The organism is Pseudomonas sp. B21-040, from assembly GCF_024748695.1.
Lineage (GTDB): Bacteria > Pseudomonadota > Gammaproteobacteria > Pseudomonadales > Pseudomonadaceae > Aquipseudomonas.
This window is the reverse complement of the sequence record NZ_CP087176.1, coordinates 5988260-6008946: the sequence shown is the minus strand read 5'-3', so window position 1 is coordinate 6008946 and position 20687 is coordinate 5988260. Positions and strand designations below refer to the sequence as shown.

The 20687-nt window shown below is 55.1% G+C and carries 20 protein-coding genes; all 20 read left to right on the top strand.

Annotation, left to right across the window (positions count from 1 at the left end; translation table 11 throughout):
• Positions 1-19 precede the first annotated feature (19 nt).
• Positions 20-388 carry a preprotein translocase subunit SecE gene (secE, locus tag LOY55_RS27565; RefSeq protein ID WP_007896620.1) on the top strand — a complete coding sequence of 123 codons (369 nt, stop codon included), beginning with the start codon at positions 20-22 and terminating at the stop codon, positions 386-388.
• A gap of 9 nt (positions 389-397) precedes the next feature.
• The gene (nusG, locus tag LOY55_RS27560; protein WP_007896622.1) at positions 398-931 is read left to right on the top strand and encodes a transcription termination/antitermination protein NusG; all 534 of its coding nucleotides are present in this window, start codon (positions 398-400) and stop codon (positions 929-931) included.
• 117 nt (positions 932-1048) lie between these two features.
• On the top strand, positions 1049-1480 hold the full coding sequence (gene rplK / locus LOY55_RS27555; protein WP_007933726.1) for a 50S ribosomal protein L11: 432 nt from the start codon (positions 1049-1051) through the stop codon (positions 1478-1480).
• Entirely contained in the window at positions 1480-2175 is a 696-nt protein-coding gene (gene rplA / locus LOY55_RS27550) for a 50S ribosomal protein L1 (RefSeq protein ID WP_008041297.1), read from the top strand. The genes rplK and rplA overlap by 1 nt, the downstream gene beginning before the upstream one ends.
• Before the next feature lie 198 nt (positions 2176-2373).
• Positions 2374-2874: a 50S ribosomal protein L10 gene (gene rplJ, locus LOY55_RS27545; RefSeq protein WP_046033385.1), complete on the top strand. Its 501-nt coding sequence runs from the start codon at positions 2374-2376 to the stop codon at positions 2872-2874.
• A 75-nt stretch (positions 2875-2949) separates the two neighbouring features.
• The gene (gene rplL, locus LOY55_RS27540) at positions 2950-3315 is read left to right on the top strand and encodes a 50S ribosomal protein L7/L12 (protein ID WP_046033384.1); all 366 of its coding nucleotides are present in this window, start codon (positions 2950-2952) and stop codon (positions 3313-3315) included.
• Positions 3316-3535: 220 nt separating this feature from the next.
• On the top strand, positions 3536-7609 hold the full coding sequence (gene rpoB, locus LOY55_RS27535) for a DNA-directed RNA polymerase subunit beta (RefSeq protein ID WP_046033383.1): 4074 nt from the start codon (positions 3536-3538) through the stop codon (positions 7607-7609).
• 64 nt (positions 7610-7673) lie between these two features.
• The gene (gene rpoC, locus LOY55_RS27530) at positions 7674-11873 is read left to right on the top strand and encodes a DNA-directed RNA polymerase subunit beta' (protein ID WP_046033382.1); all 4200 of its coding nucleotides are present in this window, start codon (positions 7674-7676) and stop codon (positions 11871-11873) included.
• 216 nt (positions 11874-12089) lie between these two features.
• The gene (gene rpsL / locus LOY55_RS27525; protein ID WP_002555494.1) at positions 12090-12461 is read left to right on the top strand and encodes a 30S ribosomal protein S12; all 372 of its coding nucleotides are present in this window, start codon (positions 12090-12092) and stop codon (positions 12459-12461) included.
• Between the two features lie 118 nt (positions 12462-12579).
• A complete protein-coding gene (gene rpsG, locus LOY55_RS27520; protein WP_002555493.1) occupies positions 12580-13050 on the top strand; it encodes a 30S ribosomal protein S7 in 471 nt (156 codons plus the stop codon).
• Positions 13051-13080: 30 nt separating this feature from the next.
• Positions 13081-15186 carry an elongation factor G gene (fusA, locus tag LOY55_RS27515; protein WP_046033381.1) on the top strand — a complete coding sequence of 702 codons (2106 nt, stop codon included), beginning with the start codon at positions 13081-13083 and terminating at the stop codon, positions 15184-15186.
• A 30-nt stretch (positions 15187-15216) separates the two neighbouring features.
• Positions 15217-16410 carry an elongation factor Tu gene (tuf, locus tag LOY55_RS27510; protein ID WP_027924378.1) on the top strand — a complete coding sequence of 398 codons (1194 nt, stop codon included), beginning with the start codon at positions 15217-15219 and terminating at the stop codon, positions 16408-16410.
• A 156-nt stretch (positions 16411-16566) separates the two neighbouring features.
• A complete protein-coding gene (gene rpsJ / locus LOY55_RS27505; RefSeq protein ID WP_003186070.1) occupies positions 16567-16878 on the top strand; it encodes a 30S ribosomal protein S10 in 312 nt (103 codons plus the stop codon).
• An 80-nt stretch (positions 16879-16958) separates the two neighbouring features.
• Positions 16959-17594 (top strand): 50S ribosomal protein L3, encoded by a 636-nt coding sequence (rplC, locus tag LOY55_RS27500; RefSeq protein ID WP_003186059.1) that lies wholly within the window; start codon positions 16959-16961, stop codon positions 17592-17594.
• A 12-nt stretch (positions 17595-17606) separates the two neighbouring features.
• Positions 17607-18209 carry a 50S ribosomal protein L4 gene (gene rplD, locus LOY55_RS27495; RefSeq protein WP_007896707.1) on the top strand — a complete coding sequence of 201 codons (603 nt, stop codon included), beginning with the start codon at positions 17607-17609 and terminating at the stop codon, positions 18207-18209.
• The gene (gene rplW / locus LOY55_RS27490) at positions 18206-18505 is read left to right on the top strand and encodes a 50S ribosomal protein L23 (RefSeq protein ID WP_002555488.1); all 300 of its coding nucleotides are present in this window, start codon (positions 18206-18208) and stop codon (positions 18503-18505) included. The genes rplD and rplW overlap by 4 nt, the downstream gene beginning before the upstream one ends.
• Before the next feature lie 14 nt (positions 18506-18519).
• A complete protein-coding gene (rplB, locus tag LOY55_RS27485) occupies positions 18520-19344 on the top strand; it encodes a 50S ribosomal protein L2 (protein ID WP_003176423.1) in 825 nt (274 codons plus the stop codon).
• Positions 19345-19360: 16 nt separating this feature from the next.
• Positions 19361-19636: a 30S ribosomal protein S19 gene (gene rpsS / locus LOY55_RS27480; RefSeq protein WP_002555486.1), complete on the top strand. Its 276-nt coding sequence runs from the start codon at positions 19361-19363 to the stop codon at positions 19634-19636.
• A gap of 11 nt (positions 19637-19647) precedes the next feature.
• Complete coding sequence (gene rplV, locus LOY55_RS27475) at positions 19648-19980, top strand: 50S ribosomal protein L22 (protein WP_003103908.1); 333 nt, start codon at positions 19648-19650, stop codon at positions 19978-19980.
• A gap of 13 nt (positions 19981-19993) precedes the next feature.
• On the top strand, positions 19994-20680 hold the full coding sequence (rpsC, locus tag LOY55_RS27470; protein WP_003176422.1) for a 30S ribosomal protein S3: 687 nt from the start codon (positions 19994-19996) through the stop codon (positions 20678-20680).
• The last annotated feature ends 7 nt before the right edge of the window (positions 20681-20687 follow it).

Here is a 20687-nt window from a genome sequence, read left to right as displayed (position 1 = left end):
TTTCACAGGATCTTCATAGATGACTCCTAAAGCTGAAGCTCAAGGCTCTCGCTTCGATCTACTTAAGTGGCTTGTAGTAGTCGCCTTGGTGGTTGTTGGCGTTGTTGGCAATCAGTATTACTCTGCTTCGCCGATCCTGTACCGCGTACTCGCATTGCTTGTCATTGCTGCTGTAGCTGCCTTTGTAGGCCTGCAGACGGTGAAGGGCAAGTCTTTCTTTGTACTGGTTAAGGAAGCTCGCACCGAGATTCGTAAAGTCGTATGGCCAACTCGCCAAGAAACCACGCAGACCACGCTGATAGTTGTGGCTGTTGTACTGGTTATGGCGTTGCTGTTGTGGGGGCTCGATTCCCTGCTCGGCTGGCTTGTTTCCTTGATTGTCGGCTAAGGGTGTCCCGTGGCTAAGCGTTGGTACGTTGTGCATGCTTACTCCGGTTACGAGAAGCATGTCATGCGCTCTTTGGTCGAGCGCGTAAAGCTGGCTGGCATGGAAGATGGCTTCGGCGAAATTCTGGTTCCCACTGAAGAAGTGGTTGAAATGCGTAATGGCCAGAAGCGCAAAAGCGAACGCAAGTTCTTCCCTGGCTATGTGCTGGTGCAGATGGATATGAATGAGGGTACTTGGCACTTGGTCAAGGACACTCCTCGGGTGATGGGCTTCATTGGCGGTACTGCTGACAAGCCTGCACCGATTACAGATAAAGAGGCAGAAGCAATTCTGCGTCGTGTTGCTGATGGTAGCGACAAGCCGAAGCCGAAGACGTTGTTCGAGCCGGGTGAGTCAGTACGTGTCAATGACGGGCCGTTTGCCGATTTTACCGGCACGGTTGAAGAGGTTAACTACGAAAAGAGCCGGATCCAAGTGGCGGTGCTCATTTTCGGTCGCTCTACTCCGGTAGAGCTAGAGTTCAGCCAGGTCGAAAAGGTCTAGCTGATCAAGCATCCCAACCCCGCAGCCCCAGGCTGTGGGGTTTTGTCGTCACTGGGATAAACGCGCAAGTAACCGGGGAGCCTTTCGAGGCGTTTGAACCCGTAATTGGAGTGCCTCATGGCCAAGAAGATTACCGCTTACATCAAGCTGCAAGTGAAGGCCGCTCAGGCTAACCCAAGCCCACCTGTTGGTCCTGCTTTGGGTCAGCACGGCGTGAACATCATGGAATTCTGCAAGGCTTTCAACGCCCGTACCCAGGGTCTTGAGCCAGGTCTGCCGACTCCAGTGATCATCACTGTCTACAGCGACCGTAGCTTCACTTTCGAAACCAAGTCCACCCCTGCTTCGGTTCTGCTGAAGAAGGCTGCTGGTCTGACTAGCGGTTCCGCTCGTCCGAACACCGTTAAGGTTGGCACCGTGACCCGTGCTCAGCTGGAAGAAATCGCGAAAACCAAAAACGCGGATCTGACTGCAGCTGATATGGAAGCAGCCGTGCGTACTATCGCCGGTTCTGCTCGTAGCATGGGCCTTAACGTGGAGGGTGTGTAATGGCTAAGCTGACCAAGCGTCAAAAGGCTATCGCCGGCAAAATCGAAGCAGGCAAGTCCTACAACTTTGTAGACGCTGCTGCCCTGCTGGCTGAGCTGTCGACTGTCAAGTTCAGCGAGTCGTTCGACGTTGCTGTGAACCTGGGCGTTGACCCGCGTAAATCTGACCAGGTTGTTCGTAGCGCTACTGTGCTGCCACACGGCACTGGCAAGACCGTTCGCGTTGCTGTGTTCACCCAGGGTCCTGCTGCTGAGGCCGCTCTGGCTGCCGGCGCTGACCGTGTAGGTATGGACGACCTGGCTGCCGAAATGAAAGGCGGCGACCTGAACTATGACGTAGTTATCGCATCCCCGGATGCAATGCGCGTTGTTGGTCAGTTGGGTCAGATCCTCGGCCCGCGCGGCCTGATGCCTAACCCTAAAGTTGGCACCGTAACTCCAGACGTAGCTACCGCGGTTAAAAACGCCAAGGCTGGTCAGGTTCGTTATCGCACCGACAAAAACGGCATCATCCACACTTCCGTTGGCAAGATTGGCTTCGACGCCGTCAAGCTGAAGGAAAACGTTGAAGCCCTGATCGCTGATCTGAAGCGTATCAAGCCAGCTTCTTCGAAAGGCATTTACGTCAAGCGCGTTACCCTGAGCACTACCATGGGCCCAGGTCTGGTTATCGACCAAAGCTCGCTCGACGCGTAAGACACAGGTTGGCGCAAGCGATTGCGTCAATTGAAAGATTGGGGTCCCTGCCTGGCGGGGGCTATCCAAGACCGTAGGCGACGCAAGTCTTAAACCTCAAGCCTACGCAGATGGTGCTCCCGGTTCCTTACCGAATCAGACACCAAAACGACATCCGACTCCGGTTGGATGAAACGGTAACAAGCAGGAGTTAAACCCGTGGCAATTAAACTCGAAGACAAGAAGGCCATCGTCGCTGAAGTCAACGAGGCTGCCAAAGTCGCTCTGTCCGCTGTCGTGGCTGATGCCCGTGGCGTAACAGTAGGCGCAATGACCGGACTCCGTAAAGAGGCTCGTGAAGCTGGCGTTTACGTACGTGTCGTACGTAACACCCTGCTCAAGCGCGCTGTTGCTGACACTGAATACAGTGTTCTCAACGACGTGTTCACCGGCCCGACCTTGATTGCGTTCTCCAAAGAACATCCGGGCGCTGCTGCTCGTATCTTCAAAGAGTTCGCCAAAGGTCAGGATAAGTTCGAGATCAAGGCAGCTGCGTTCGAGGGCAAGTTCCTCGCAGCTAATCAGATCGACGTACTGGCAACCCTGCCGACCCGTGACGAAGCAATTTCTCAGCTGATGAGCGTGATTCAAGGCGCTACCAGCAAATTGGCTCGTACTCTGGCGGCAGTTCGCGACCAAAAAGAAGCAGCTGCAGCCTAAGGCTCGTCTCCTTCTCGCGTTTTTTGTTTATTTCGATGGTCGCGTAGGCCGTCCCCAATATCAGGAATTAGATTCATGTCTATCTCTCAGAACGATATCCTTGAAGCAGTTAGCAACATGTCCGTAATGGAAGTTGTTGAGCTGATCAAAGCTTTCGAAGAAAAATTCGGTGTTACCGCTGCTGCTGCATCGGCTGGTCCAGCTGCTGCTGCCGCTGTTGTTGAAGAGCAAACTGAATTCAACGTCATGCTGACCGAAGCTGGCGAGAAGAAAGTTAACGTGATCAAGGCAGTACGTGAACTGACCGGTCTGGGCCTGAAAGAAGCCAAGGCTGTAGTTGACGGCGCTCCTGCCATGGTTCTGGAAGCTGTTTCGAAAGACGCAGCTGACAAAGCCAAAGCTACTCTGGAAGAAGCAGGCGCTAAAGTCGAGCTGAAGTAAGCATCGACTTTGCTCCTCCAGCCCAAGCGTAAAGCGAAAGGCTGATGGCTGGTGGCTCTTGCCACCGGCCTTTTTCCGTTATTGGCAGCCGACTGGGTCGGTGTTGATAACGAGCTGTAACCACCCGATGTGGTGGCGCAAACCATGGGGTTTGCACGATTTTCTGGCTGCTCCCGTCGGGAGGGGCCAAACAAGCAGGTGACCAAGCTGGGGAACGCTGATGGCTTACTCATATACTGAGAAAAAACGTATCCGCAAGGACTTTAGCAAGTTGCCGGACGTCATGGATGTGCCGTACCTCCTGGCCATCCAGCTGGATTCGTATCGTGAATTCTTGCAAGCGGGAGCGACTAAAGATCAGTTCCGCGACGTGGGCCTGCATGCGGCCTTCAAATCCGTTTTCCCGATCATCAGCTACTCCGGCAATGCTGCGCTGGAGTACGTCGGTTATCGCCTGGGCGAACCGGCATTTGATGTCAAAGAATGCGTGTTGCGCGGTGTAACTTACGCCGTACCTTTGCGGGTAAAAGTGCGCCTGATCATTTTCGACAAAGAATCGTCGAACAAAGCGATCAAGGACATTAAAGAGCAAGAAGTCTACATGGGTGAAATCCCCCTGATGACTGAGAACGGTACTTTCGTAATCAACGGTACCGAGCGTGTAATCGTTTCCCAGCTGCACCGTTCCCCGGGCGTGTTCTTCGACCACGACCGTGGCAAGACGCACAGCTCCGGTAAACTGCTGTACTCCGCGCGCATCATTCCTTACCGCGGTTCGTGGCTGGACTTCGAGTTCGACCCGAAAGATTGCGTGTTCGTGCGTATCGACCGTCGTCGCAAGCTGCCTGCATCGGTACTGCTGCGCGCGCTGGGCTATACCACTGAAGAAGTGCTCGACGCGTTCTACACCACCAACGTTTTTCACCTGAGCGGCGAAACCCTCAGTCTGGAACTGATTGCTTCGCGTCTGCGTGGTGAAATCGCTGTTCTTGATATTCAGGACGAGAAGGGCAAGGTCATCGTTGAGGCTGGTCGCCGTATTACTGCGCGCCACATCAACCAGATCGAAAAAGCCGGTCTCAAGACCCTGGAAGTGCCTCTGGACTACGTCCTGGGTCGCACTACCGCCAAGGCCATCGTGCATCCGGCAACCGGCGAAATCCTGGCAGAGTGCAACACCGAGCTGAACACCGAGATCCTGGCCAAAATCGCCAAGGCTCAGGTTGTTCGCATCGAAACTCTGTACACCAACGATATCGACTGCGGTCCGTTCGTCTCCGACACACTGAAGATCGACTCCACCAGCAACCAATTGGAAGCGCTGGTCGAGATCTATCGCATGATGCGTCCAGGCGAGCCGCCAACCAAGGATGCTGCCGAGACTCTGTTCAACAACCTGTTCTTCAGCCCTGAGCGTTATGACCTGTCTGCGGTCGGCCGGATGAAGTTCAACCGTCGTATCGGTCGTACCGAGATCGAAGGTTCGGGCGTGTTGTGCAAAGAAGACATCGTCGCGGTCCTGAAGACTCTGGTCGACATCCGTAACGGTAAAGGCATCGTCGATGATATCGACCACCTGGGTAACCGTCGTGTTCGCTGCGTAGGCGAAATGGCCGAGAACCAGTTCCGCGTTGGCCTGGTACGTGTTGAGCGTGCGGTCAAAGAGCGTCTGTCGATGGCTGAAAGCGAAGGCCTGATGCCGCAAGACCTGATCAACGCCAAGCCAGTGGCTGCGGCAGTGAAAGAGTTCTTCGGTTCCAGCCAGCTGTCCCAGTTCATGGACCAGAACAACCCGCTCTCCGAGATCACCCACAAGCGTCGTGTGTCTGCACTCGGCCCTGGCGGTTTGACTCGTGAGCGTGCAGGTTTTGAAGTTCGTGACGTACACCCGACTCACTACGGTCGTGTATGCCCGATTGAAACGCCGGAAGGTCCGAACATCGGTCTGATCAACTCCCTGGCAGCTTATGCGCGCACCAACCAGTACGGCTTCCTCGAGAGCCCGTACCGAGTGGTGAAAGACGCTCTGGTCACCGACGAGATCGTGTTCCTGTCCGCCATCGAAGAAGCTGATCACGTGATCGCTCAGGCTTCGGCCACGATGAACGACAAGAAAGTCCTGATCGACGAACTGGTAGCTGTTCGTCACTTGAACGAGTTCACCGTCAAGGCGCCGGAAGACGTCACCTTGATGGACGTTTCGCCGAAGCAGGTAGTTTCGGTTGCAGCGTCGCTGATCCCGTTCCTCGAGCACGACGACGCCAACCGTGCGTTGATGGGTTCGAACATGCAGCGTCAAGCTGTACCAACCCTGCGCGCTGACAAGCCGCTGGTCGGTACCGGCATGGAGCGTAACGTAGCTCGTGACTCCGGCGTTTGCGTCGTGGCTCGTCGTGGCGGCGTTATCGATTCCGTCGACGCCAGCCGTATCGTGGTTCGTGTTGCTGATGACGAAGTTGAAACCGGCGAAGCTGGTGTCGACATCTACAACCTGACCAAGTACACCCGCTCCAACCAGAACACCTGCATCAACCAGCGTCCGCTGGTGCGTAAAGGTGATCGGGTTCAGCGTAGCGACATCATGGCCGACGGTCCGTCCACCGATATGGGTGAGCTGGCTCTGGGTCAGAACATGCGCATCGCGTTCATGGCATGGAACGGCTTCAACTTCGAAGACTCCATCTGCCTGTCCGAGCGTGTGGTTCAGGAAGATCGTTTCACCACGATCCACATTCAGGAACTGACCTGTGTGGCTCGTGACACCAAGCTTGGGCCAGAGGAAATCACTGCAGACATCCCGAACGTGGGTGAAGCTGCACTGAACAAGCTGGACGAAGCCGGTATCGTTTACGTAGGTGCTGAAGTTGGCGCAGGCGACATTCTGGTTGGTAAGGTCACTCCGAAAGGCGAGACCCAACTGACTCCGGAAGAGAAGCTGTTGCGTGCCATCTTCGGTGAAAAAGCCAGCGACGTTAAAGACACTTCCCTGCGCGTGCCTACCGGCACCAAGGGTACTGTCATCGACGTACAAGTCTTCACTCGTGACGGCGTTGAGCGTGATGCTCGTGCACTGTCGATCGAGAAGACTCAACTCGACGAGATCCGCAAGGACCTGAACGAAGAGTTCCGTATCGTTGAAGGCGCCACTTTCGAACGTCTGCGTTCCGCTCTGGTTGGCCACAAAGCCGAAGGCGGCGCCGGTCTGAAGAAAGGTCAGGAAATCACCGACGAAGTTCTCGACGGTCTTGAGCATGGTCAGTGGTTCAAACTGCGCATGGCTGAAGATGCTCTGAACGAGCAGCTCGAGAAGGCTCAGGCCTACATCGTTGATCGCCGCCGTCTGCTGGACGACAAGTTCGAAGACAAGAAGCGCAAACTGCAGCAAGGCGATGACCTGGCTCCAGGCGTGCTGAAAATCGTCAAGGTTTACCTGGCAATCCGTCGTCGCATCCAGCCGGGCGACAAGATGGCCGGTCGTCACGGTAACAAAGGTGTGGTCTCCGTGATCATGCCGGTTGAAGACATGCCGCACGATGCCAATGGCACCCCGGTCGACGTCGTCCTCAACCCGTTGGGCGTACCTTCGCGTATGAACGTTGGTCAGATCCTTGAAACCCACCTGGGCCTCGCGGCCAAAGGTCTGGGCGAGAAGATCAACCGGATGATCGAAGAGCAGCGCAAGGTTGCTGAGCTTCGCACCTTCCTGGACGAGATCTACAACCAGATCGGCGGTCGTAACGAAGATCTGGATAGCTTCTCCGACCAGGAAATCCTGGATCTGGCGAAGAACCTGCGTGGCGGCGTTCCAATGGCCACTCCAGTGTTCGACGGCGCCAAGGAAAGCGAAATCAAGGCCATGCTGAAACTGGCAGACCTGCCAGAAAGCGGCCAGATGCAGCTGACCGACGGCCGTACCGGCAACAAGTTCGAGCGCCCGGTTACTGTTGGCTACATGTACATGCTGAAGCTGAACCACTTGGTAGACGACAAGATGCACGCTCGTTCTACCGGTTCGTACAGCCTGGTTACCCAGCAGCCGCTGGGTGGTAAGGCGCAGTTCGGTGGTCAGCGTTTCGGGGAGATGGAGGTCTGGGCACTGGAAGCATACGGTGCCGCTTACACTCTGCAAGAAATGCTCACAGTGAAGTCGGACGATGTGAACGGCCGTACCAAGATGTACAAAAACATCGTGGATGGCGATCACCGTATGGAGCCGGGCATGCCCGAGTCCTTCAACGTGTTGATCAAGGAAATTCGTTCCCTCGGCATCGATATCGATCTGGAAACCGAATAACACGTGACGCGAATCGAGAGCGGGGCAGGATTGCCCGCTCTCTGCTCCGCCAGGAGGAAAGGCCTTGAAAGACCTACTGAATTTGCTGAAAAACCAGGGTCAAGTCGAAGAGTTCGACGCCATCCGTATTGGATTGGCATCGCCTGAGATGATCCGTTCGTGGTCGTTCGGTGAAGTTAAAAAGCCGGAAACCATCAACTACCGTACGTTCAAACCTGAGCGTGACGGCCTGTTCTGCGCCAAAATCTTTGGCCCGGTAAAGGATTACGAGTGCCTGTGCGGTAAGTACAAGCGCTTGAAGCACCGCGGTGTGATCTGCGAGAAGTGCGGCGTTGAAGTCGCGCTGGCTAAAGTTCGTCGTGAGCGCATGGCGCACATCGAACTGGCCTCGCCAGTTGCCCACATCTGGTTCCTGAAATCGCTGCCGTCGCGTATCGGTTTGCTGATGGACATGACCCTGCGTGATATCGAACGCGTTCTCTACTTCGAGAGCTATGTCGTTATCGATCCAGGCATGACCACCCTTGAAAAGGGTCAGCTGCTGAACGATGAGCAGTACTTCGAAGCGCTGGAAGAGTTCGGCGACGATTTCGATGCCCGCATGGGTGCCGAAGCTGTCCGTGAACTGCTGCACGCTATCGACCTGGAACACGAGATTGGCCGTCTGCGTGAAGAAATTCCGCAAACCAACTCCGAAACCAAAATCAAGAAGCTGTCCAAGCGTCTGAAGTTGATGGAAGCCTTCCAGGGTTCCGGCAACCTTCCAGAATGGATGGTGCTGACCGTTCTGCCGGTTCTGCCGCCAGATCTGCGTCCACTGGTCCCGCTGGATGGCGGTCGCTTCGCGACTTCCGATCTCAACGATCTGTATCGTCGAGTGATCAACCGTAACAACCGCTTGAAGCGCCTGCTTGATCTGTCCGCTCCGGACATCATCGTGCGCAACGAAAAGCGTATGTTGCAGGAAGCCGTCGACGCACTGCTCGACAACGGTCGTCGTGGCCGCGCTATCACCGGTTCCAACAAGCGTCCTCTGAAATCCCTGGCTGACATGATCAAGGGTAAGCAAGGTCGTTTCCGTCAGAACTTGCTCGGTAAGCGTGTTGACTACTCCGGTCGTTCGGTAATTACCGTAGGTCCGACCCTGCGTCTGCACCAGTGCGGTCTGCCGAAGAAAATGGCTCTCGAGCTGTTCAAGCCGTTCATTTTCGGCAAGCTGGAAATGCGTGGTCTCGCGACCACCATCAAGGCTGCCAAGAAGATGGTCGAGCGCGAGCTGCCGGAAGTTTGGGACGTTCTCGCTGAAGTGATTCGCGAACACCCGGTACTCCTCAACCGTGCACCGACCCTTCACCGTCTGGGTATCCAGGCGTTTGAACCGGTACTGATCGAAGGTAAGGCTATCCAGCTGCACCCGCTGGTCTGCGCCGCGTACAACGCCGACTTCGACGGCGACCAAATGGCCGTGCACGTACCGCTGACACTGGAAGCCCAGTTGGAAGCGCGCGCGTTGATGATGTCGACCAACAACATTCTGTCGCCAGCCAACGGTGAGCCAATCATCGTTCCGTCGCAGGACGTTGTATTGGGTCTGTACTACATGACTCGTGAAGCGATCAACGCCAAGGGCGAAGGTCGTGTGTTCGCGGATCTGCAAGAAGTTGACCGTGTGTTCCGTGCCGGCGAAGCCGCACTGCACGCCAAGGTCAAAGTGCGGATCAACGAAACCGTCAACGACCGTGATGGTGGCAGCGTGAGCAACACCCGTATCGTCGACACTACTGTCGGTCGTGCGCTGTTGTTCCAGGTTGTGCCAAAAGGTCTGTCGTACGACGTCGTCAACCTGCCGATGAAGAAAAAGGCGATCTCCAAGCTGATCAACCAGTGCTACCGCGTGGTTGGTTTGAAAGAGACCGTGATCTTCGCCGACCAGTTGATGTACACCGGTTTTGCTTACTCGACCATTTCCGGCGTTTCCATCGGTGTAAACGACTTCGTTATCCCGGATGAGAAAGCCCGCATCATCAGTGCAGCTACCGATGAAGTGAAAGAGATCGAAAGTCAGTACGCCTCCGGCCTGGTAACCCAGGGCGAGAAGTACAACAAAGTGATCGACCTTTGGTCCAAGGCGAACGACGAAGTTTCCAAGGCGATGATGGCCAACCTCTCGAAAGAGAAAGTCATCGACCGTCATGGTGTCGAAGTCGACCAGGAATCGTTCAACTCGATGTACATGATGGCCGACTCGGGCGCACGGGGTTCTGCTGCGCAGATCCGTCAGCTCGCCGGTATGCGTGGCCTGATGGCCAAGCCGGATGGCTCCATCATTGAAACGCCGATTACTGCGAACTTCCGTGAAGGTTTGAGCGTACTCCAGTACTTCATCTCCACTCACGGTGCTCGTAAAGGTTTGGCGGATACCGCGTTGAAAACTGCGAACTCCGGTTACCTGACTCGTCGTCTGGTAGACGTAGCGCAGGATCTGGTTGTGACCGAGATCGACTGCGGCACCGAGCATGGCCTGGTAATGACTCCGCACATTGAAGGCGGTGACGTTGTTGAGCCGCTGGGTGAGCGCGTATTGGGTCGTGTCATTGCCCGTGACGTGTTCAAGCCGGGTACTGAAGAAGTTATCGTTCCTGCCGGTACGCTGGTAGACGAGAAGTGGGTCGAGTTCATCGAGCTGAACAGCATCGACGAAGTGATCGTGCGTTCGCCGATCAGCTGCGAAACCCGCTATGGCATTTGCGCCAAGTGCTACGGCCGTGACTTGGCTCGTGGTCACCAGGTGAACATCGGTGAAGCGGTCGGCGTTATCGCTGCCCAGTCCATTGGTGAGCCAGGTACCCAGCTGACCATGCGTACGTTCCACATCGGTGGTGCGGCAAGCCGGACCTCCGCTGCTGACAGCGTTCAGGTGAAGAATGGCGGTACCGTCCGTCTGCATAACCTGAAGCACGTTGAGCGAGTGGATGGTTGCCTGGTTGCTGTGTCCCGTTCCGGTGAGCTGGCGATCGCTGACGACTTCGGTCGTGAGCGTGAGCGTTACAAGCTGCCGTACGGTGCTGTGATTTCGGTTAAAGAAGGTGACAAGGTCGACGCTGGCGCAATCGTGGCCAAGTGGGATCCGCACACTCACCCAATCGTTACCGAAATGAAAGGTACCGTGACCTACGTGGGCATGGAAGAAGGCATCACGATCAAGCGTCAGACTGACGAATTGACCGGTATGACCAACATTGAAGTACTCGACGCCAAAGACCGTCCAGCTGCCGGTAAAGATATCCGTCCTGCTGTGAAGATGGTTGATGACAACGGCAAGGATCTCTTGCTGCCGGGTACCGACGTAATTGCTCAGTACTTCCTGCCTGCTAACGCCTTGGTCGGTGTAGCGGACGGTGCGAAAATCGCGATCGGTGACGTTATCGCTCGTATTCCGCAAGAGACTTCGAAGACCCGTGACATCACCGGTGGTCTGCCGCGTGTTGCCGACTTGTTCGAAGCTCGTCGTCCGAAAGAAGCCTCGATTCTGGCTGAAGTCAGCGGCACCATCGCGTTCGGTAAAGAGACCAAAGGCAAGCGCCGTCTGGTCATTACCCCGAACGACGGTAGCGATCCGTACGAAGAGCTGATTCCGAAGTGGCGTCACCTGAACGTCTTCGAAGGCGAACAGGTAAACCGCGGCGAAGTTATCTCCGACGGCCCGAGCGATCCACACGACATCCTGCGTCTGCTGGGTGTGAGTGCGCTGGCCAAGTACATCGTGAACGAGATCCAGGATGTTTACCGTCTGCAAGGCGTGAAGATCAACGACAAGCACATCGAGACCATCCTGCGTCAGATGCTGCGTAAAGTTGAAATCGCTGAATCCGGCGATTCCAGTTTCATCAAGGGCGACCAGATGGAATTGACTCATGTTCTGGTAGAGAACGAGCGTCTGGCTGGCGACGAGAAATTCGTTTCCAAGTTCACTCGCGTACTGTTGGGTATCACCAAGGCGTCGTTGTCCACCGAATCGTTCATCTCGGCGGCTTCCTTCCAGGAAACCACTCGAGTACTGACCGAAGCGGCAGTCACCGGCAAGCGCGATTACCTGCGCGGCCTGAAAGAAAACGTAGTCGTGGGTCGTCTGATCCCGGCGGGTACCGGTCTGGCTTATCACAGCGAGCGTAAGCGCCGTCGTGATGCTGACAAACCGTTGCGCGTAAGCGCCAGTGAAGTGGAAGCTGCACTGACCGAAGCGCTGAACTCGAGCGGTAACTGAGTTCTGCGATAAATGAGCGTAAGGCCCTGGCCGCTCCGTTCATCGAATCGAGACAATTTGTCGAGGTTCGATGGGCGGGGAGGTCGGGGCCTTGCCTTGACTGGGGGCAAGATCCTCTTTAGACTCTTGTACCCCTAAATTTGGCGGGAATTCGTTCCTGCCATTTTGCTTTTCTTGCAAGACAATAGCGTCGCAAGACAACAGTGGAGCTAGTAGATGGCAACTATCAACCAGCTGGTACGTCAGCCGCGTAAGCGTATCGTCGAGAAATCCGACGTGCCTGCGCTGCAGAACTGCCCGCAACGTCGTGGCGTATGCACCCGTGTGTATACCACCACGCCGAAAAAACCTAACTCGGCACTGCGTAAAGTATGCCGTGTGCGCCTGACCAACGGTTTCGAGGTTTCCTCGTACATCGGCGGTGAAGGCCACAACCTGCAAGAGCACAGCGTGGTACTGATCCGCGGCGGTCGTGTAAAAGACTTGCCAGGTGTTCGTTACCACACCGTGCGCGGTTCTTTGGATACTTCCGGCGTTAAAGGTCGTAACCAGGGTCGTTCGAAGTACGGTACCAAGAAGCCTAAGTAGTAGCGGCTTTTTGTAAGAACTGATTTTCTATTTTTCTGAGTCGATAAGAGTAAGGTCGGAGGCGTCCCGTAAGGGCACCGATTCCGAGCGAACCTGAAGACCGTTTGAGGGCTTATCCATGCCAAGAAGACGCGTAGCAGCCAAGCGCGAAGTGCTTGACGATCCAAAATACGGCAGCCAGATCCTGGCCAAGTTCATGAACCACGTGATGGAAAGCGGCAAGAAAGCCGTTGCCGAGCGTATCGTTTATGGCGCGCTGGAAAAAGTTAAAGAACGCAAGAACAGCGATCCCCTGGAAATCTTCGAGAAAGCTCTCGACGCCATCGCTCCGCTGGTCGAAGTAAAGTCGCGCCGTGTAGGCGGTGCTACTTACCAGGTTCCGGTCGAAGTTCGTCCGTCCCGTCGTAACGCTCTGGCAATGCGCTGGTTGGTAGACTTCGCACGCAAGCGCGGCGAGAAGTCTATGGCTCTGCGTTTGGCTGGCGAACTGCTGGACGCCGCTGAAGGCAAAGGTGCTGCAGTTAAGAAGCGTGAAGACGTGCACCGTATGGCTGAAGCCAACAAGGCTTTCTCGCACTACCGCTTCTAATTTTAGCGTCACTAATTTTGCGAGGGCTTTATGGCTCGTACTACACCGATTAACCGCTACCGTAACATTGGTATCGTTGCTCACGTGGATGCTGGTAAGACCACCACCACCGAGCGCGTCCTTTTTTACACTGGCAAAAGCCACAAGATGGGCGAGGTGCATGACGGCGCCGCGACCACCGACTGGATGGTTCAGGAGCAGGAGCGTGGTATTACCATTACTTCTGCTGCTATTACCGCGTTCTGGCAGGGTTCCGAGAAGCAGCACAAGGACCAATACCGCTTTAACGTCATCGACACCCCGGGCCACGTTGACTTCACTATTGAAGTTGAGCGTTCCCTGCGTGTTCTCGACGGCGCGGTAGTTGTGTTCTGCGGCACCTCGGGTGTTGAGCCTCAGTCGGAAACCGTATGGCGTCAAGCCAACAAGTACGGCGTTCCACGTCTTGTTTACGTAAACAAGATGGACCGTGCTGGTGCGAACTTCCTGCGCGTGATCGGTCAGATCAAGCAGCGTCTGGGTCACACTCCGGTGCCAATCCAGTTGGCCATCGGTTCCGAAGACAACTTCCAGGGTCAGATCGATCTGATGTCCATGGAAGCTGTTTACTGGAATGACGCTGACAAAGGCATGACTCCGCGTCGCGAGCCAATCCCTGCTGAACTGCAGGAACTGGCTAACGAGTGGCGCGGCAACATGATTGAAGCTGCAGCCGAAGCCAGCGAAGAGCTGATGAACAAGTACCTCGAAGGTGAAGAACTCACCAACGCGGAAATCAAGGCCGCTCTGCGTCAGCGTACTATCGCTGGTGAGATCGTTCTGGCTGTTTGCGGTTCTTCCTTCAAGAACAAGGGTGTTCCCCTGGTTCTCGACGCCGTTATCGACTACCTGCCGGCTCCTACCGACATTCCTGCCATCAAGGGTACTGACCCGGATGACGAGACTCGGGAAATGGAGCGTCACGCAGACGACAGCGAGCCGTTCTCGGCTCTGGCGTTCAAGATCGCTACCGACCCATTCGTGGGTACCTTGACCTTTGTTCGAGTTTACTCGGGCGTGTTGGCCTCCGGCGACGGCGTGATCAACTCGGTTAAAGGCAAGAAAGAGCGCGTGGGTCGTATGGTGCAAATGCACGCAAACGCCCGTGAAGAAATCAAGGAAGTGCGCGCTGGTGACATCGCGGCCTTGATCGGCATGAAGGACGTCACCACTGGTGAGACTTTGTGCAACGCTGACAAGCCAATCATCCTGGTTCGCATGGACTTCCCGGAGCCGGTTATTTCGGTTGCCGTAGAGCCTAAGACCAAGGATGACCAGGAAAAAATGGGTATCGCTCTGGGCAAGCTTGCTCAGGAAGATCCGTCTTTCCGCGTCAAAACCGATGAAGAGACTGGTCAAACGATCATCTCTGGCATGGGCGAACTGCACCTGGACATCCTGGTTGACCGGATGCGCCGTGAGTTCAACGTCGAAGCCAACATTGGTAAGCCTCAGGTTTCCTATCGTGAGCGCATCACGAAGAACTGTGAAATCGAAGGCAAATTCGTTCGTCAATCCGGCGGTCGTGGCCAGTTCGGCCATTGCTGGATTCGTTTTGCTCCTGCTGACGAAGGTCAGGAAGGTCTGCAATTCGTGAACGAAGTCGTGGGTGGTGTGGTTCCTAAGGAATACATCCCGGCGATCCAGAAGGGTATCGAAGAGCAGATGAAGAACGGCGTTGTTGCCGGCTATCCGCTGATCGGCCTGAAGGCTACCGTGTTTGATGGTTCTTACCACGACGTCGACTCCAACGAGATGGCGTTTAAAGTGGCTGCTTCCATGGCGACCAAGCAACTGGCCCAGAAGGGCGGTGGTGAGTTGCTTGAGCCGATCATGGCGGTAGAGGTTGTTACGCCTGAAGACTATATGGGTGACGTGATGGGCGACCTTAACCGTCGTCGCGGCATGATTTTGGGTATGGAAGACACGGTCTCCGGCAAGGTAATTCGCGCCGAAGTTCCGTTGGGCGAGATGTTCGGTTATGCGACCGATGTTCGTTCCATGTCCCAGGGTCGCGCAAGCTACTCTATGGAATTCAAAAAATACAATACGGCTCCGTCGCACATCGTCGAAACCGTTACCAAAAAACAAGGCTGATTCAGTCCTTTAGGCAAGGAGTTAATTGTCGTGGCTAAAGAAAAATTTGATCGTTCCCTACCGCACGTCAACGTTGGTACCATTGGTCACGTTGACCACGGTAAAACCACTCTGACTGCTGCTCTGACTCGTGTTTGCTCCGAGGTTTTCGGTTCGGCTATCGTTGATTTCGATAAGATCGACAGCGCGCCAGAAGAAAAAGCTCGCGGTATCACCATCAACACCGCGCACGTTGAGTACAACTCGAAGATCCGTCACTACGCTCACGTTGACTGCCCAGGTCACGCTGACTATGTGAAGAACATGATCACCGGTGCTGCTCAAATGGACGGCGCTATCCTGGTTTGCTCGGCCGCTGATGGTCCGATGCCGCAAACCCGTGAGCACATCCTGCTGTCTCGTCAGGTAGGCGTTCCGTACATCGTGGTTTTCCTGAACAAGGCTGACCTGGTAGACGACGCTGAACTGCTGGAACTGGTTGAGATGGAAGTTCGCGACCTGCTGTCCACCTACGACTTCCCGGGCGATGACACTCCAATCATCATCGGTTCGGCTCGTATGGCGCTGGAAGGCAAAGACGACAACGAAATGGGCACCACTGCCGTTCGTAAACTGGTTGAAACTCTGGACAGCTACATCCCAGAACCAGTTCGTCTGACCGACAAGCCGTTCCTGATGCCAATCGAAGACGTATTCTCGATCTCCGGTCGCGGTACTGTTGTGACTGGTCGTATCGAGCGCGGTATCGTTCGCGTTCAGGATCCGCTGGAAATCGTTGGTCTGCGTGACACTACCGTCACCACTTGCACCGGCGTTGAAATGTTCCGCAAACTGCTCGACGAAGGTCGTGCTGGCGAGAACTGCGGCGTTCTGCTGCGTGGCACCAAGCGTGACGACGTTGAGCGTGGTCAGGTTCTGGTTAAGCCGGGTTCGGTTAAGCCGCACACCAAGTTCACCGCAGAAGTTTATGTTCTGAGCAAGGAAGAAGGCGGTCGTCATACTCCGTTCTTCAAAGGCTACCGTCCACAGTTCTACTTCCGTACTACTGACGTGACTGGTAACTGCGAGCTGCCAGAAGGCGTTGAAATGGTAATGCCAGGTGACAACATTCAGATGACTGTTACCCTGATCAAAACCATCGCGATGGAAGATGGTCTGCGTTTCGCTATCCGTGAAGGCGGTCGTACCGTCGGCGCTGGCGTCGTAGCCAAAATCATCGAGTAAGTCTCTTTTAGAGTCGGCTTGATGAGTTGAAAAAGCCTCCGCTTAGCGGGGGCTTTTTTATTGGGTTGACACCTATCTGGGGCGTCTATAGAATTGCGCCTCCTTTTAACGGGCGTATTGCGCTCGGTGGGAATAGCAGCCGGAGTCTGAAATCCAATGCAAAATCAGCAAATCCGTATCAGGTTGAAGGCTTTTGACCATCGCCTGATCGACCAATCCACCCAGGAAATCGTGGAAACCGCGAAACGTACTGGTGCTCAAGTGCGTGGTCCAATTCCACTGCCTACCCGTAAAGAGCGGTTCACCGTTCTGGTCTCCCCGCACGTCAACAAAGACGCGCGTGACCAGTACGAGATCCGTACTCATAAGCGCGTACTGGACATCGTCCAGCCAACGGATAAAACCGTTGATGCTCTTATGAAGCTTGATCTTGCGGCCGGTGTGGAAGTGCAGATCAGCCTCGGCTAAGACTCGGTCTTAGTCGTGTAACGCTCTGAAATGGGCGGCCATAGCGGGTGAAAGCCCCGTACACTCATGAGGTTTACAACATGACTATTGGTGTAGTCGGTCGTAAATGCGGTATGACCCGTATTTTCACCGAAGAAGGTGTCTCCATTCCGGTCACGGTCATTGAGATCGAACCGAATCGCGTCACCCAGTTCAAAACTGAAGAAACCGATGGCTATCGTGCAGTGCAAGTCACTGTCGGTGAACGTCGTGCTTCGCGTGTTACAGCTGCTCAAGCTGGCCACTTCGCTAAGGCGAACGTTGCCGCTGGTCGTACCGTAATGGAATTCCGCCTTGAAGAAGGCGAGTACCAGGCCGGCGATCTGATCAACGCTGAAATCTTCGCTGCTGGTCAACTGGTTGATGTAACCGGTCAGTCCAAAGGTAAAGGCTTCCAGGGTACGATCAAGCGTTGGAACTTCCGCGGGCAAGATAATACCCACGGTAACTCCGTGTCCCACCGCGTTCCAGGCTCTATCGGCCAGTGCCAGACTCCTGGTCGTGTATTCAAGGGCAAAAAAATGTCCGGTCATATGGGCGCTGAGCGCGTGACCGTGCAGTCCCTCGAAGTAGTGCGCGTGGACGCTGAACGCAATCTGTTGTTGGTCAAGGGCGCTGTTCCTGGCGCTACTGGCGGCAACTTGGTTGTACGTCCAGCAGCCAAGGCTCGCGGTTAAGGGGAAGCTGACATGCAATTAAATGTAAATGACGCTCAAGCGATCGAAGTTTCCGAACTGACATTTGGCGGCGAATTCAACGAGACGCTGGTTCACCAGGCAGTCGTGGCCTACATGGCTGGCGGTCGTCAGGGTTCCAAGCAGCAAAAGACCCGTTCCGACGTTCGTGGTGGCGGTAAGCGCCCATGGCGTCAGAAAGGTACTGGCCGTGCTCGTGCCGGTACTATCCGTAGCCCAATCTGGCGTGGCGGCGGTACCACTTTCGCAGCTCGTCCTCAGGATCACACCCAGAAGCTGAACAAGAAGATGTATCGCGCAGCAATGCGTTCCATCCTTGCTGAGCTGGTGCGTACTGATCGTCTGGTAGTGGTTCAGGACTTCGCTGTTGATGCACCGAAGACCAAAGATCTGCTGAACAAACTGACCGGCATGGGCTTGACTGACGTCTTGATCGTGTCTGAAGTCGTTGATCAGAACCTGTACCTGGCTGCTCGTAACCTGCCACACGTTGATGTCCGTGACGTGCAAGGTTCCGATCCAGTTAGTCTGATCGCATACGACAAGGTGTTGATCACCGTGTCGGCCGTGAAGAAATTCGAGGAGCTGCTGGGATGAACCAGGAACGCGTATTTAAAGTTCTGCTTGGCCCGCACGTTTCCGAGAAGGCTACGGTTCTGGCTGACAAGAAGGGCCAGTTCGTTTTCAAGGTTGCAACTGACGCAACCAAGCTGGAAATCAAGAAGGCCGTCGAAAGCCTGTTCAGCGTGAAAGTAGAGCGTGTTACTACCCTGAATGTTCTGGGTAAGAGCAAGCGCACTGCTCGCGGTCTGGGCAAGCGTAATGACTGGAAGAAGGCAGTTATCTCCCTTCAGCCAGGCCAAGATCTCGATTTCAGCAGCAGTGCTGAGTAAGGAAGGGGTGCATCATGGCAATCGTTAAATGCAAACCGACTTCCCCTGGCCGCCGTTTTGTGGTCAAGGTGGTCAACCAGGAGCTGCATAAAGGCGCTCCTCACGCACCGCTGCTCGAGAAAAAATCGAAGACTGGTGGTCGTAACAACAATGGTCGTATTACCACTCGTCACATCGGTGGTGGCCATAAGCAGCATTATCGTCTGGTCGATTTCCGTCGCAACGACAAAGATGGCATCTCTGCCACTGTCGAGCGTATTGAATACGATCCAAACCGTACTGCTCACATCGCTCTGCTGCTGTACGCAGATGGCGAGCGTCGCTACATCATCGCCCCTAAAGGCGTGAGTGCTGGTGACCAGCTGATCGCAGGTGCTCTGGCACCGATCAAGCCGGGCAACGCTCTGCAACTGCGTAACATTCCAGTTGGTAGCACCGTACACGGCATCGAATTGAAGCCAGGTAAAGGCGCCCAAATCGCTCGTTCCGCTGGTGCTTCGGCTCAGCTGATCGCTCGTGAAGGTGTCTACGTGACCCTGCGTCTGCGTTCTGGTGAGATGCGTAAAGTGCTGGCTGAATGCCGCGCGACCCTGGGTGAAGTCTCGAACTCCGAGCACAGCCTGCGTTCGCTGGGTAAAGCTGGTGCCAAACGCTGGCGTGGCGTTCGCCCAACCGTTCGTGGTGTTGCCATGAACCCGGTTGACCACCCACATGGTGGTGGTGAAGGTCGTACCTCTGGTGGTCGTCATCCGGTATCGCCATGGGGCTTCCCGACTAAGGGCGCGAAGACTCGTGGTAATAAGCGTACCGACAAAATGATCGTCCGTCGTCGCAAGTAAATAGAGGGATACGACAGTGCCACGTTCTCTGAAAAAAGGTCCTTTTATCGATCTTCACCTACTGAAGAAGATCGAAGTGGCGGCGGAAAAGAATGATCGCAAACCGGTGAAAACCTGGTCGCGTCGTTCGATGATCCTGCCACAAATGGTCGGTTTGACCATCGCAGTACACAACGGTCGTCAACACGTCCCAGTTCTCGTTAACGAAGACATGGTCGGCCACAAACTGGGCGAGTTCGCCGGTACCCGCACTTATCGTGGGCACGTGGCAGACAAGAAAGCCAAGCGTTAAGGGGTTAGGAAATGGAAGTAGCCGCTAAGTTGTCGGGCGCTCGAATCTCCGCCCAGAAAGCCCGCTTGGTCGCCGACCAGATCCGCGGGAAGAAGGTGGGCGAAGCGCTCAACTTGTTGGCTTTCAGCAGTAAGAAAGCCGCCGAGATCATGAAGAAAGTGCTGGAGTCGGCCGTAGCCAACGCCGAGCATAACGAAGGCGCAGACGTTGATGACCTTAAAGTCAGCACCGTTTTCGTCAACGAAGGGCGTTCGCTGAAGCGCATCATGCCGCGTGCCAAAGGCCGTGCTGATCGCATCGTCAAGCGGTCTTGCCATATCACTGTCAAGGTTGCTGACAAGTAACGGAGTCGAAGAGATGGGTCAGAAAGTACATCCCATTGGCATTCGCCTGGGAATCGTCAAGGAGCACACCTCCGTCTGGTACGCAGACGGTCGGACTTATGCGGACTATTTGTTCGCTGATCTGAAGGTGCGTGAGTATCTCCAAGACAAACTAAAAAGCGCGTCCGTAAGCCGTATCGATATCCATCGTCCGGCTCAGACTGCACGTATCACCATCCACACCGCTCGTCCAGGTATTGTTATCGGGAAGAAAGGTGAAGATGTTGAGAAACTGCGTCAGGACCTGACCAAGCAAATGGGTGTGCCTGTGCACATCAATATCGAAGAGATCCGCAAGCCGGAGCTCGACGGTATGCTGGTTGCGCAGAGCGTAGCTCAGCAGCTGGAGCGTCGCGTAATGTTCCGTCGCGCTATGAAGCGCGCTGTTCAGAACGCCATGCGCATTGGTGCCAAAGGCATCAAAATCCAAGTGAGCGGTCGTCTCGGCGGTGCTGAAATCGCACGTACTGAATGGTATCGCGAAGGTCGTGTGCCACTGCACACCCTGCGTGCCGACATCGACTATGCCAACTACGAAGCTCACACCACTTACGGTGTGATCGGTGTAAAGGTTTGGATCTTCAAAGGCGAAGTAATTGGTGGTCGCCAAGAAGAACTGAAACCACAAGCACCAGCGCCTCGTAAAAAAGCTGCTAAGTAAGGGGTAC

Coding starts and splice junctions, on each gene's coding strand:
- rpsC (WP_003176422.1), top strand. CDS start 19,994: ATGGGTCAGAAAGTACATCCCATTGGCATTCGCCTGGGAATCGTCAAG.
- rplW (WP_002555488.1), top strand. CDS start 18,206: ATGAACCAGGAACGCGTATTTAAAGTTCTGCTTGGCCCGCACGTTTCC.
- rplL (WP_046033384.1), top strand. CDS start 2,950: ATGTCTATCTCTCAGAACGATATCCTTGAAGCAGTTAGCAACATGTCC.
- rpsJ (WP_003186070.1), top strand. CDS start 16,567: ATGCAAAATCAGCAAATCCGTATCAGGTTGAAGGCTTTTGACCATCGC.
- rpoB (WP_046033383.1), top strand. CDS start 3,536: ATGGCTTACTCATATACTGAGAAAAAACGTATCCGCAAGGACTTTAGC.
- fusA (WP_046033381.1), top strand. CDS start 13,081: ATGGCTCGTACTACACCGATTAACCGCTACCGTAACATTGGTATCGTT.
- rplB (WP_003176423.1), top strand. CDS start 18,520: ATGGCAATCGTTAAATGCAAACCGACTTCCCCTGGCCGCCGTTTTGTG.
- secE (WP_007896620.1), top strand. CDS start 20: ATGACTCCTAAAGCTGAAGCTCAAGGCTCTCGCTTCGATCTACTTAAG.
- rpsG (WP_002555493.1), top strand. CDS start 12,580: ATGCCAAGAAGACGCGTAGCAGCCAAGCGCGAAGTGCTTGACGATCCA.
- rplK (WP_007933726.1), top strand. CDS start 1,049: ATGGCCAAGAAGATTACCGCTTACATCAAGCTGCAAGTGAAGGCCGCT.
- rplC (WP_003186059.1), top strand. CDS start 16,959: ATGACTATTGGTGTAGTCGGTCGTAAATGCGGTATGACCCGTATTTTC.
- rplD (WP_007896707.1), top strand. CDS start 17,607: ATGCAATTAAATGTAAATGACGCTCAAGCGATCGAAGTTTCCGAACTG.
- rplA (WP_008041297.1), top strand. CDS start 1,480: ATGGCTAAGCTGACCAAGCGTCAAAAGGCTATCGCCGGCAAAATCGAA.
- rpsL (WP_002555494.1), top strand. CDS start 12,090: ATGGCAACTATCAACCAGCTGGTACGTCAGCCGCGTAAGCGTATCGTC.
- rplV (WP_003103908.1), top strand. CDS start 19,648: ATGGAAGTAGCCGCTAAGTTGTCGGGCGCTCGAATCTCCGCCCAGAAA.